This window comes from Streptacidiphilus sp. MAP12-20 (assembly GCF_041262525.1).
GTDB lineage: Bacteria > Actinomycetota > Actinomycetes > Streptomycetales > Streptomycetaceae > Streptacidiphilus.
Genome location: NZ_JBGCCK010000001.1, coordinates 408,297 through 420,341 on the forward strand (window position 1 = coordinate 408,297; position 12,045 = coordinate 420,341).

General features: G+C 69.4%; 11 protein-coding genes. 7 read left to right on the forward strand and 4 right to left on the reverse strand.

The genetic code is table 11. The features are described 5' to 3' along the window. Positions 1 to 29 precede the first annotated feature (29 nt). The 4 genes from ABIA32_RS01825 to ABIA32_RS01840 all read right to left on the reverse strand — a co-directional run bounded on the left by ABIA32_RS01825 (position 30) and on the right by ABIA32_RS01840 (position 4,826). A complete protein-coding gene (locus tag ABIA32_RS01825) occupies positions 30 to 782 on the reverse strand; it encodes a hypothetical protein (RefSeq protein WP_370091879.1) in 753 nt (250 codons plus the stop codon). Between the two features lie 138 nt (positions 783 to 920). Next, positions 921 to 1,739: a hypothetical protein gene (locus tag ABIA32_RS01830; RefSeq protein WP_370091881.1), complete on the reverse strand. Its 819-nt coding sequence runs from the start codon at positions 1,737 to 1,739 to the stop codon at positions 921 to 923. Positions 1,740 to 1,990: 251 nt separating this feature from the next. Beyond that, positions 1,991 to 3,166, reverse strand: a complete 1,176-nt coding sequence (locus tag ABIA32_RS01835; RefSeq protein WP_370091883.1) for an XRE family transcriptional regulator — start codon at positions 3,164 to 3,166, stop codon at positions 1,991 to 1,993. A 25-nt stretch (positions 3,167 to 3,191) separates the two neighbouring features. Then, positions 3,192 to 4,826 (reverse strand): helix-turn-helix domain-containing protein, encoded by a 1,635-nt coding sequence (locus ABIA32_RS01840; protein WP_370091884.1) that lies wholly within the window; start codon positions 4,824 to 4,826, stop codon positions 3,192 to 3,194. A 224-nt stretch (positions 4,827 to 5,050) separates the two neighbouring features. Here ABIA32_RS01840 and ABIA32_RS01845 point away from each other — a divergent pair, with 224 nt between their 5' ends. From ABIA32_RS01845 to ligA, 7 genes are all read left to right on the forward strand, one after another. Continuing rightward, positions 5,051 to 5,212: a hypothetical protein gene (locus ABIA32_RS01845; protein WP_370091886.1), complete on the forward strand. Its 162-nt coding sequence runs from the start codon at positions 5,051 to 5,053 to the stop codon at positions 5,210 to 5,212. Beyond that, complete coding sequence (locus ABIA32_RS01850) at positions 5,209 to 5,697, forward strand: ATP-binding protein (protein WP_370091887.1); 489 nt, start codon at positions 5,209 to 5,211, stop codon at positions 5,695 to 5,697. Before ABIA32_RS01845 ends, ABIA32_RS01850 begins: the two co-directional genes overlap by 4 nt. A 173-nt stretch (positions 5,698 to 5,870) precedes the next feature. Then, on the forward strand, positions 5,871 to 6,386 hold the full coding sequence (locus ABIA32_RS01855; protein ID WP_370091889.1) for an HIT family protein: 516 nt from the start codon (positions 5,871 to 5,873) through the stop codon (positions 6,384 to 6,386). Beyond that, the gene (locus ABIA32_RS01860; protein WP_370091890.1) at positions 6,383 to 7,210 is read left to right on the forward strand and encodes a phytanoyl-CoA dioxygenase family protein; all 828 of its coding nucleotides are present in this window, start codon (positions 6,383 to 6,385) and stop codon (positions 7,208 to 7,210) included. The genes ABIA32_RS01855 and ABIA32_RS01860 overlap by 4 nt, the downstream gene beginning before the upstream one ends. Beyond that, positions 7,207 to 8,154: an NmrA family NAD(P)-binding protein gene (locus tag ABIA32_RS01865; protein ID WP_370091892.1), complete on the forward strand. Its 948-nt coding sequence runs from the start codon at positions 7,207 to 7,209 to the stop codon at positions 8,152 to 8,154. Before ABIA32_RS01860 ends, ABIA32_RS01865 begins: the two co-directional genes overlap by 4 nt. 161 nt (positions 8,155 to 8,315) lie before the next feature. After that, positions 8,316 to 9,686, forward strand: coding sequence for a D-arabinono-1,4-lactone oxidase (locus tag ABIA32_RS01870; RefSeq protein WP_370091893.1), 1,371 nt, complete (start codon positions 8,316 to 8,318; stop codon positions 9,684 to 9,686). A gap of 44 nt (positions 9,687 to 9,730) precedes the next feature. Continuing rightward, positions 9,731 to 11,830 carry an NAD-dependent DNA ligase LigA gene (gene ligA, locus ABIA32_RS01875; protein WP_370091894.1) on the forward strand — a complete coding sequence of 700 codons (2,100 nt, stop codon included), beginning with the start codon at positions 9,731 to 9,733 and terminating at the stop codon, positions 11,828 to 11,830. The last annotated feature ends 215 nt before the right edge of the window (positions 11,831 to 12,045 follow it).

Sequence of the window (12,045 nt, forward strand, 5' to 3'; positions counted from 1 at the left end):
GTGCAACTCGCCACCCAGATCGATAGCGTTCAGGTCGACTCCTGGTCGAGCTGCGGATAGCCGATCTCGGAGATGTCCTGGGCCAGGTCCGCCAAGCTGACCTCAGGGTTCAGCAACGATACGAGTTCCGGGTTCAGCGGTCGCAACGCATGGACCTGGCTCACCGCCCCCAGGTCGATCGAAACCTCGTAGTAGTCCTCGGCGAAACGCTGGAACGCTTCCGGAGACCGGTCGACCAGGAGGCCGAACAAGCTCGTCGCCCCGTCGGGATCCACAGAGCCCGCGGGGAAGTCGATCGTCCCGTGGTGCCACCGCTCATCCGCCGTTCCCCGCCACAAGCACGCCGTCACGACGGGCACGCCCTCGTGATCGGTGAATGCCGGCTCTTCGACGAAGGACCTGAAGAGCTCGGGGACTTCGTCGAGTACTCCTGGCCAGGGCTCGCCGTCATTGCCGAAGGGGCTCATCGGCGATTCGTGGTTGAAGCCGCGCACGTAGGCCCCGGCCGCCGAGAACACGATCGAGTACTCGTCCCCCGACCCGTTGCGCATCGAGGCCATCTGCTCGCCGTCGGCCCAATTGGTGTTGAAGGAGTAGTACCGGCCTTCCCAGTCCGGGCTCAGGATCGCATCCAGCATCGCCAGCGAACGGCACAGGTCCCGCAGCTCGGCGATGGCGGGGAGCTGGCGGGCTACGTCATAGACAGTCACGCGCTCATCCAACCCGACGCCACCGACACCCCGGCCCAACCAGGGGCGTCGTGAGCCACCCAGTTCCAACATGCGTGGCCAGTCTCTAACCATCGGGTCCCGGCTCACCTGGTCAGGGCCGCAGGATGGCTCACCTTCAGAGAGGCAGGACAACAACCGCTACAGCTTCCAGTCACGTCATGCCAGTGGCAAGCGCCTGGGGGTGTCCTGTCAGAAGCGGCCGAACCAGCGGCGCTTGGGCCGCGGCTGGGGCGCGGCGTCCTTTGCCGGGGCCAGGGGCGGGTCGTCGTACTCGCGGGAGATCACCTGGACCTGGCCCGACGCGACGTCGTGGCGCACCGTGTCCAGGCCCTGGCGTTCGAGTTCGGCGATGGTGTCGGCGTGGGTGCTGGTGTTCAGGGCGAGCATCGCGACCTTCGGGTGCTTCGGGCCGAGCTTCACCTCCTCGCCCAGCAGGACCTGCATCAGGCGGTCGGCGGAGGCCGAGGGCAGATCCTCGTCCACGGCGACGTGCAGCATCAGGTGTTCCTCGCCGCTGGCCCGCCACCGGACCTGCGCCACCCACACCGAACGGACGGCGGGGAACTCGCGGACCCGCCGAACCACTGCGTCGCGCAAGGCGACAGCCACGGGGTCGGTGGACCAGTCGAGCTTCATTTCCGCCCCGGGCCCGTAAGCTGCCCAGTCCCGCAGCACCTGCTCGGGAAAGATCGCCTGCCCGTTTCCGGAGCGGACCCCGAGCCTGGCGACGCCGGTCTTCTCCAGGATGTCCCTCAGCCGCGCCGCGTCGCAGTGCACCATCCCGGCGGCCGCCGGGAGCAGCTGTGCGCCGAGCGCTGCATCGGTGAACCCGAGCAGCGTGGGCGGCTGCTCACTATCGGGGAGGAACGTCACCGATCCGGCGTCGGTAACGGGGACGAACAACCCGCCCTCGAACAGTGCGGCGAGCACCGCCTCCGGCGCGGGCTCGTGCCCGTCCGCACGGCGATCGAGAAGGTCGGCGAGACGTACGTTCGAATCCTCGGTCACGCGTGCAGCGTAGTACCCGGTCGGCCGCCGCCAGTCCGCCCCATCGGCATCCGACCACCGGTCCGCGCAGGTGTCTCCAGCCGCGGAGCGATCTCCCACCAACCGCAGACTACGGCTTCCAGTCACAATCGCTTCGTCGAATGGCTCCTCGGAAAATCTGACCCCCTCGCCAGCCTGACGCCCTTCCCGGTGAGCAAGGTCAGACCGACGACGGCAAGGGGTTCGGAATTTACGAGTTGAGCCTGACGGGGTCAGCTCAGCAGTTGGGCGCGGTGCTTCCAGGCCAGGTGGAGGAGGGCCGCTCCGGCGGGCTGCATGGGTTCGTCGTGGGTGAGGCGCATGATCTGGTCGGCGCGGAAGGGGATGCCGGAGGCCCGGCCGGTGCCGTCTTCGAGTTCGACGCGGTGGCCTTCGTCGTTGGTGGTGACGAGACGCTGGAAGGTCTGGTCGAAGAGGTCGGCGTCGAAGACGGCGACAGTGAGCATGTCGGTGACGTAGGTGAGCGGGTCCATGCCCAGGCCGAGCCAGAAGACGCGAAGCCGACCGTCCGTCCTGGCGTGCCAGAGGCTCCGGTAGAAGCCCCAGGCGTCGTAGTCGATCGGTGCGATGCCGCTGCCGTAGTCCTCGGTGCTGCCGAGGAGTTCCTCGCTGAGCTCACGGCTGATGGACCGCCACAGGTCGAAGTCGTTGGCCTGGTTCCATGCGGCGTCGTGGGAGGGCTGGAACATGCCGACCGGCATCACCTGGTAGAGGCCGCCGCCGCTGGCGACCTTGGCCGGGTCGCGCCAGTGGAGGACGAACTCGGCGTCGCCGGTTGCTCGGTCGAGGCGGAGCACCATGGTGCTGGTGGCGGCCATGACGGGCCGCCGGGCCAGGTCGGTCGGGTCGCCGACCATCGCCCGGAACGGCGTCGTGGGTGGGCCAGCCTGGCCGTCGAGTTGGGCTGCGGTGAACTCGTGGGCGGCGGCCTCGCAGATGTCGATCACGTCGAAGTACGCGCCCAGCCCGAAGGTCAGGCTGGGACGAACACCGCCGTCGACATCCAGGAGTCGGTAGCAGGAGCGGTTCTCGAAGAGACGAGGCCGGGCCAGGTGCTCGACGGCGTCCGAGTAGCGCCGGAACCGGGTGCGGTCGTCGCTGATTGGTCGGATGCGGTCGAGTTCGGAGGCGTCGCCGTCGATCGGGGTGGCCGGCGCCTCGTCGGCCCAGGCGAGTTGGACGTCCTCTAGTGGGACCGGGTGGTCGGGAATCCAGCCGGGCCGGGCGAGCAGGCGGGTGCCGGGGATGAAGTCCTCGGGCTTGAAGTCGCGCAGTGCGGCGTCGGTCAGCTCGTGCCGGTGGCCGTTGAGGTAGGTGCGGGTGCGCAGCCAGGCGTCGCGGCTGGCAGCAGGGTCGTCCTCGATGCGCGTCGGTCCTGCGGTCGCCACGGCGCTCCTTGCGTGTACTGGGCCGCTACGGCGCGCACGGCGAGGGTGCGAGCAGCAGGCGGCGGTGTTTCCAGGCCAGGGCCAAGCATGCCGCGCCCGGCGGGGCCAGAGGCTCGTTTCTGAGGAATCGTGTGATGTTTTGTTCGGTGAAGGGGATTCCTGTTGCCGGTTGCTGTTCGGGCAGGGCGGCCACGGTGATGCCTTCGGCGTTCTGCGGGGCGATGTCTCCGAACAGCTCGTCGAAGATGCCGTCGTCGATGACCAGGACGCTCGGAATGGTGGCGGCGAGCGTGAGGGCGTCGCAGCCGACGCCGAAGCAGTAGGCCCGCACCGCGCCGGTCTCCCGGCCGCGTTGCAGGGCGCGATAGAGAGTCCAACGTTCGTAGTCGAGGGGGCGGCCGGCGCTGCCGTCGAACTCGGGCGCGCCCAGGAGTTCCTCGTTGAGCTCGCGCACAATGTTGCGCCACAGGTCGAAGTCGGGGCCGTCGGGTGGGGCGAGGACGCTGCTGGGCTGGAACTCGCCTGCGGGGATGGCGTCGTAGAGGCCGCCGGCGGTGGCGACGCGGCCAGGGTCGCGCCAGTGCAGGAAGAACGTCGCCTCCCCGTCCGGTCGTCTGCGCAGCAGCAGGGTCGTGATGGCGGGGATCATCGGACGGATGCGCAGGTCGAAGGGGTCACCGACGGCTCGACGCAGGGCCAACTGGCCCCAGCGAGGGTGGTCGCTGCCGCTCTCTGTCGCGGCGGCGAACTCGTGGCCGATCGCCTCGCACAGATCGAGCTTGTCGAAGTAGGTGGCCAGAGAGAAGCGCAGCTCTCCAGCGCCGTCGCCGCCCCACCGGACGCCGGTGAGACGGTAGCTGGGCCGGTTCTCGAACAGCGTCGGCGAGTCGAGGTAGCGCACGGCCAGGGTGTAGCGGTCGAAGCGCTGGTCCGGGAGCCGCAGCGGGCGCGTCCCAAGGCTCTCGTGCGCCGTGCCGTCCAGGATCGGCACCACTGGCGCGGGATCCCACCGCAGGGTCACCCGCTCCAGCGGGACCGGCTCCTGGGCTAGCCATGCCGCTGGCGCGAGGAGGGCGCTCGACTCGACGCGAAGGGTCGGGTCGTAGAGCTGGGCTGCAGCCTCGGACAGCACAGCGCGCTCTGCATTCAGGCGCCGCCGAACAGAGCGCCAGGCTTCCTGGCTGGCTTGCACCACCGGTTCCGGATGCTGGTCCTGGCGTGGCAGATGCGGCCGGTCGGCCGCACCCGACTCGGTTTGGGGGAGCGAGAACCAGAGCAGGCCGGGCGGGACGCGTAAGGCGCGCGCGATGTGGATCAGGGTGTCGAGGTTCCGCGGAGGGCTGCCCGACTCCATCCGGCTCACCTGGGCCTGGGTGAGGACGAGCCAGTCGCCGACGCTGCTCTGCGGGATGCCCCGCCGTCCGAACGCGGCACGGTGGAACGGGTGCTGGCGGTAGGCGCGGATGACCTGCCCCATGTGCCGGTCGGACAGAGCCTGGCGCAGCGGCGCGGCATCCCAGAAGTCATCCGGCACTTCCGGCGCTGCGCTGGCCTTGGACTGGTGCTGGCACGGCGAGCACAGCCCGGACTGGTTATCGGCGGCGAGGTCCGTGCCGCACAGGCGGCACTCGCGCACGGAGATCGAGAGAGAGCCGGGCACGACACCTCCTACCAGGCCGCTACTGGGAGTGATCTGAAGCATAGTCACCGCACAGGCGCCTGGCCGGGAGATCTATGCATCCCACGTATACGAGCGACTGTTTCCCGGCATGGAAGGCGTCACGGTGCGCCGGGAGAGTCGGTACCCGAGCACGTTGCACCGGGTTCGCAGGCACCCGGCATCTCGACCAGGGCCACGGTCCTCGAATCCGCAGGAGGTACCCGGTGTATCCCCCCGTCCCGACCTTTCCGGCCCTGCCCACGCGCGTTCGCGGCGATCGTGCCCGCCAAGCCAGAGCCCGGCACGAGACGGGCGACTGGCAGGCGTGGCCCGAGCCCGAGCAGCCCACCGCCACCGATGACGACCAGCAGCGGGAGGAGGCATGACCGACGACGTCTTCGGTGCTGCCTGGCCGCTGACGCCGTTCGACGGCGCGGTGGGCTTCGCCCGCAGGCTCGTGCTCGCCACCATGCGGCTGTGGGGCTTCGAACTGGGCGACCGGGCCGACGACGTGGCGCTGCTGGTCAGCGAACTGCTCACCAACGCCTTCACCTACAGCAATGGCAAGCCGGTCACCCTCGGCCTGTACGCGAGCAGCAGCGAGCACTCGCTGACCCTCGACGTGCTCGACGCAAGCAGCGACCACCCCCAACTCCGCGCCGCAGACGACGACGCCGAGCACGGACGCGGCCTGTTCATCGTCGACCACCTGACCGAGGGCCGCTGGACCTCACAAGCCACCGACCACGGCAAGCGGGTCCTGGCCACCCTGACCCTGCCCGCCCAGCCGACTGCCGCACAGCGGCAGCAACTGCGCCAGCGGATCCAGGCCGCCCGGCCCCGCCCACCCGTCTTCAGCTTCGCCTCCTGATCGGGGCTGGTCGGCGTCAGCCCTTCGACGTGCTCCCCCACGACGGACCAGCCGCCGACCAGCCCACCCTCCCGGCACTGACCCGAAGCGTCCATCGCCCTCGGGCCATGCCGCCATGCCCACCTGCCCTCCGGCTCGCGAACAGAGCCCCCCAGAGAAGGGCCCATCACTCCATGACCGTGACCTTCGACCCCCAGTGGCTGTCCCGCTACCCCGCGCAGGACCCCGACAGCACTGCGGAGTCCCCCTGCGTCTTCTGCGCCATCGCCCGCGGCGAGGCGGAAGCCCACGTCGTCTCCGAGACACCGGACACCGTCTGCTTCCTGGACCACCTCCCGGCGACCTACGGGCACGTCCTCGTCGTCCCCAAGCAGCACCACCAGGACCTGTTCGACATCCCGCAGGAGTCCTTCCAGCAGGTCATGGCGGCTGCGAAGCAGGTCGCGAACGCGCTGCGGGACTCCTGCGGCGCAACTGGCATCAACCTGGTCCACGCCACCGGCCAGGCAGCCCACCAGAGCGTTTTCCACTTCCACGTCCACGTCGTGCCGCGCTACGACGGCGACTCGATCGTCGTCTTCCCTCGACTGGCCGACCCGGCCCACAAGCACGAGGTCGCACAGCGCCTGCGCACGGCCCTCACCGACCCGCTGCCGCCCGAGGCCGCAACAGAAAGTAGCCAGCCGTGACGACTTCACCCGACGACGCCGTCGCCCAGTTCACTGACCAGGGCTTCGTGTTCCTTCAGCAGGCCGTCCCCGACAGCGTCGTCGGCACGCTGGACGCGGCGCTCCGCAAGCTCACCGACGACCGCGGCCCGGACCTGACGCACAGCTCGTTCAACACGAACCCGGCCCTGACGCACGTGCGCGACGCCGCGAACATCCTCGCCGAGTACCAGTCGCTCTTCGAGTGCGCCGATCTGATGTCCGTCCCGCACCGGATCCTGGGCGGATCGCTCCAGGTCCTGGGCACCGAGGTATTGCGCCGGGATATCTATCCGGAGGCCCACGAGCCGTGGCACCGCGATTCCGGGCACTACCTGGAGCGACCGTACGACGAGCGCAACGGACCGCTGCACCTGAAGGCCCAGGTGTTCTTCACCGACACCCGGCCCAAGGACAGCGGCAACCTCGTCCTCATCCCCGGCTCGCACCGGTGGCCGGCCAACCACCGGAACGACGCCTACTGGAAGAGGGCGAACGACGCCCTCGCCCAGGGCGTGCTTCCCGACGGGGCCCTGAGCATCCACGCTGAGCCCGGTGACGCGGTCGTCTTCGGCAACACCATGTGGCACGCCGTGCTGCCCAACCGCACTCAGGAGCGACGCAGCGCGATCACCCGCTTCGGGCAGGCGTGGCTCCGCCCCTACGACCACCCCTGCGACCCCGCCACCGCAGCCGGCCACCTCTCCCCGCAGAGCCGACGACTCCTCGGCTACCACGGGAGTGAGGTCAACCCGGTGGACCTGTACAAGGACCTGACGAGCACCGAGAGCTGGTGCACACGATGACGGACACCCTGAACGTCGTCACCGTGCTCGGGGCGACCCGCAACTTCTTCAAGGTCGGCCACTACACCCTGCGCCGCCTCGCCACCGACGCACCGCAGCTCACGCTGCGCCTGGCCATCCCCGAAGCGCACCTCGCCGGGCGGGCCGTGAGCGACATCGACGTGCAGCTCAGGGACTGGAACCCGGCGGTGCCCGCCTCGCTGGCCGAGGCACTGGCCGGGACCGACACCATGCTGATGGTGCCCCCGATCGACCGGCGCGTCGACATCGGCGGCATGTATCTCCGGGCTGCGCAGAAGGCCGGCGTGCGGCAGATCGTCTGCCTGGGTATCCAGTTCGCCCAGGGTCAGGGCGCCATGGCCGACGAAGCGGCAGAGCTCGAACGGCTTCTGGAGAAGTTCGGCATCGCCTATGACCTCGTCCAACTGCCCATGTTCCTGGAGAACATCCTCTACCAGTGCCAGTCGATCGCCGAGACGGGGATGTTCACCTTCCCCGTCGACGCCGACCAGCCGTTCTCCTACATCAGCTGCGACGACGCCGCAGAGCTGTTCGTCCGCAAGATCCTCGCGCCTGACACGGTGGACCTGAGCAGCACCTTGATGAGCCATCACACCCAGGCGACCTGCGCCCAGTGGGCTGCGGTCCTCCAGGAGGTCTCCGGCCGGCCGATCACGTTCGCGCGCCAGGCAGACGAGCACTTCGTGACCAGCCTGGCCAAGTACGGGATGCGCCGCCCGGCCGCGGAGCAGGTCCTCGGCCTGTGGGAGCAGATCAGCTCCGAAGGCGACGCCGCCGCGACCCGGGCTGCCGAGCAGCTCCTGGGGCGACCCACCACCGATCTGCAGAGCTGGACGACGGCCCGCGCCTGCTGCTTCGGCCCCGCCTTCACGTCGTGCCCCCACCCCCACCCGCCGAAGCAGCACATGTTCGGCGCCGCCTGAACTCAGACGGTAGGACGCGGCGCGGGCCCGTAGCGGCCCGCGCCGCACTCCTCCGCCCTGCACCCATGAGGAGTGCGGCGGCGTGATCGAGCACCAGCAGCCCAGCACCAGGACGCCACGGACACCGGCGCGTCTGGCGCGACACCGTGAGGACTTCTCCCATGACACTCACCAACTGGGGCGGCAACACCACCATCGCCGCCCAGGGCGGATGGACCCGCATCACGTCCCTCGAACAGCTGGAGTCGTTGCTGACCCGCGAGGACGGAAAGCTGCGCGTCCTCGGGTCCAGGTTCACCTACCCGACCCAACTCCAGTGCCCGGACGGGACGCATGGCATCCTCCTCGACCTGCCCGGCCGCGGCACCGGGGAACTGCGCGGAGACCACCTGTACGTCACGGGGGACACCCTGCTCGACGACGTCTGGCGGGCATTCGACCGCCACGGACTGGAGCCTGCTGCCTGCCCGCCCGTGATCACGAAGCAGACCGCCGCCGGCGCCCTCGCCACCGGCACCCACGCCCAGGGCCTGATCAGCGGCACCTTCTCCGACTGTGTGGCCGCCATCGAGCTCATGGACGGGACCGGAGTGATGCACCGGATCACCCCTCGTGACACCGACGACTTCGACGCCTCCGTCCTCAACCTCGGCTGCCTCGGTGTGGTCGTCGGCCTGGAACTGCACGGCCGACCCGCAGCCGAACTGCTCTGCAGCCGCTTCACCGGCGTCGAGGACAGCCTCCCCGAGCACTATGCCGCCTGGAACCGTGAATCCGTGGCTGCCAAGAGCTGGTGGTTCACCGAGCACCAGGTCGTGCACACCTGGGTCACCCACGACGACGCCTGGACGCCCACCGACACTGCCCACAGCCTGTCTGACCTGGACCACATCGTGACCCGCACCCGCCGTCAGCTGATGGCCGACATCGGCGACGGCCAGGGCCGCACACCGGCCGCCCAGACGCTGGAGAAGTTCCTCGGCGCGACCGACGCGAAGGGGACACTCCACGAGATCTTCAAGAACGGCATCCCAGCCCCGCAACTCAACATGGAGATCGCCGTCCCCCTCGACACCGTCCCCGAGGCGTACGCGGAGCTCAAGGAACTCCTGCACGCCTCTCCGTACAAGCTGCACTACCCCGTGATCCTCCGTAGCACTGGCTCGGCCAGAGGCCACCTGAGCCCGGCGCGTTCAGCACCGGCCACCTACTTCGGTTTCGTGTCCTACATGACCGCTGAGGGGCTGATCACTGCAGCCCGCCCGCTGTTCGACGACATCCAGCGCCTGCTCTACGGCCTGGGTGGTCGACCCCACTGGGGCAAGTACTTCACCCCGGAACTGCTGCCCGCCTCCAACACGGACGGCTTTGACCAGTTCAGGCTGGCCCTCGACAGGTTCGACCCGCGGCGACGCTTCGAGAACGACACCTTCTACCGCGCCCTCGGGCTCTCTCCGGCACGGTGCACCGGATCCACTCAGCGGCGCCTCGCCGGCCCCGCTCGTCGGCCGTCCCAACGGCATCACAGATGACACGTACTTGCGCTACCGCCGTCGTGTCAGTGTCGGTCACCAGAATGAGCGGCATGACGAAGCCTTCCGCAGCTGCGCCCGCTGTCGACCTTGCTGATGAGGTCGCCTACCTTGAAGCCGTCGCGCAGGCGCGCAAGGCCGCCGACGCCTACTACGGCTCCGGTGAGTCGGAGCTGGATGACGACACCTACGACCGGCTGCTGCGTGGCATCACCGCGTGGGAGGCCGACCACCCCGGGCAGATCGCGGCCGACTCGCCGTCCCAGCAGGTCGCCGCGGGTGTGACTACGGGCGACGTCGCGCACACCGTGCCGATGCTCAGCCTGGGCAACGTCTTCTCGGACGAAGAACTGACGGCATGGGCCGCGTCGCTGCAGCGGCGACTGGGCGGCGAGGCGGTCGCCGGCTGGGCCGTGGAGCCCAAGCTCGACGGCGTGGCCCTGGCCGCCCGATACCGCGAGGGCCGACTGGTGCAATTGGTCACCCGCGGCGACGGAACGACGGGGGAGGACGTCTCCCACGCCATCGACGACATCACCGGCCTTCCCGCGCGGCTGACCGAACCGGTCACGATCGAGGTCCGGGGTGAGGTCCTGATGACAGAGGCTCAGTTCGAGGCCGCGAACGAGCAGCGGACCGCGCACGGGGCCACTGCCTTCGCCAACCGACGCAACGCCTCCTCCGGCTCCCTGCGGGCCAAGGACCGGGCCTACCGAATCGAGCAGACCTTCCTCGCCTACGCCGCCCTGGCTGACCCCGAGCACACCACCGACCCGGCCCTCGCCGAGCTCACCCACACCCAGCTCATCGCCCGGCTGGCCGCCCTTGGGCTCGGAACCACCGCCGACACCCCAGTCGCCACCGTGGCCTGCACCACTCTGGAGCAGGTCATGGGCCGGGTGCGGGAGATCGGCGCCCTGCGTGCGGAGCTCGACTTCGAGCTGGACGGGGCCGTGATCAAGGCCGACAACCCCGCTGACCAGGAGCGGGCCGGGATGGGCTCGCGGACGCCGCACTGGGCCACGGCGTTCAAGTTCCCGGCCGCCCAGAAGATCACCGTGCTGCGCGCCGTGGAGTGGAGCGTGGGCCGCACCGGCGTGATCGCCCCGCGCGCCGTTCTGGACCCGGTCGACGTTGCCGGCACCACCATCACCTACGCGACCCTGCACAACCCGGCCGACATCGCCCGTCGCGGCCTGATGCTCGGAGACCACGTCACCGTCTATCGCGCCGGTGAAGTCATCCCCCGTGTCGAAGGTGCCGTGGCCAGCCTGCGTACCGGCGACGAGCAACCGATCGCCTTCCCCGAGGTCTGCCCGCGTTGCGGTGCCGGGATCGACCGCAGCCAGGAGCGCTGGCGCTGCGAGCGCGGACGCGCCTGCGGCCAGGTCGAGGCCATCCGCTACGCCGTCTCCCGCGACGCGCTCGACATCGACGGCCTCGGCGAGAAGATCGTGGTCCAACTTGTCGACAAGGAGTTGATCGAGGACTTCGCCGACCTGTTCACCATCACCCGGGAGCAGCTGCTGACCCTGGACCGCATGGGCGACAAGAGCGCCGACAACCTGATGGCCGCCATCGAGACCGCCAAGACCAAGCCGCTCAACCGCGTCTTCTGCGCCCTTGGCGTCCTCGGCACCGGCCGTTCCATGTCGCTGCGCATCGCGGCGTACTTCGGCTCCATGCAGGCCATTCGCGACGCCGACGCCGTCGCGCTGGAGGAGGTGGACGGGATCGGCAGCGAGAAGGCCCCGGTGATCGTGGCGGAGCTGGCCGAGCTCGCTCCGCTGGTCGACAAGCTCGTCGCGGCCGGCGTGAACATGGAGCAGCCCGGCTTCGTCCCGCCGGCTCCGGCGGACGCCGAGGCCGAGGGGGAGAGCAAGGACAGCGAACTGCCGCTGACAGGGAAGACCGTGGTCGTCACCGGAGGGATGACTGGACCACTCGCGGACCGATCCCGCACCGAGATGACCGAGTTGATCACCAGGGCCGGGGGCCGCGCTTCCTCCAGCGTCTCCGCCCGCACCCACCTCGTCGTCGCCGGAGAGAACGCAGGCAGCAAGCTCGCCAAAGCCCAGGAGCTGGGCATCGAAATCAGCACACCGGAGGAACTCGCAGAGCGCCTCGCTGCGTACCTCATCTGAGTCGTGCGTCGCTCAGCAATGAAGCAACACGACCGGCGGGGGCGGGCGCCGGAGGAGCCCCCGCCGGGGAACCGCGCGGCTGGAAGCCATACGCGCTTGCGGAGGGCAATTGACCTCAGCAATGAGGTGGAGCAGGCGCGGCACTGCCGGATCGGCCGAAGGTCGATAGCGACTTGTAGCACCTTCTCTGAACTGTCGCTTTGTGCTCGTGCCGT

Coding starts and splice junctions, on each gene's coding strand:
- ABIA32_RS01865 (WP_370091892.1), top strand. CDS start 7,207: ATGACGGACACCCTGAACGTCGTCACCGTGCTCGGGGCGACCCGCAAC.
- ABIA32_RS01825 (WP_370091879.1), bottom strand. CDS start 782: ATGTTGGAACTGGGTGGCTCACGACGCCCCTGGTTGGGCCGGGGTGTC.
- ABIA32_RS01850 (WP_370091887.1), top strand. CDS start 5,209: ATGACCGACGACGTCTTCGGTGCTGCCTGGCCGCTGACGCCGTTCGAC.
- ABIA32_RS01870 (WP_370091893.1), top strand. CDS start 8,316: ATGACACTCACCAACTGGGGCGGCAACACCACCATCGCCGCCCAGGGC.
- ABIA32_RS01855 (WP_370091889.1), top strand. CDS start 5,871: ATGACCGTGACCTTCGACCCCCAGTGGCTGTCCCGCTACCCCGCGCAG.
- ligA (WP_370091894.1), top strand. CDS start 9,731: ATGAGCGGCATGACGAAGCCTTCCGCAGCTGCGCCCGCTGTCGACCTT.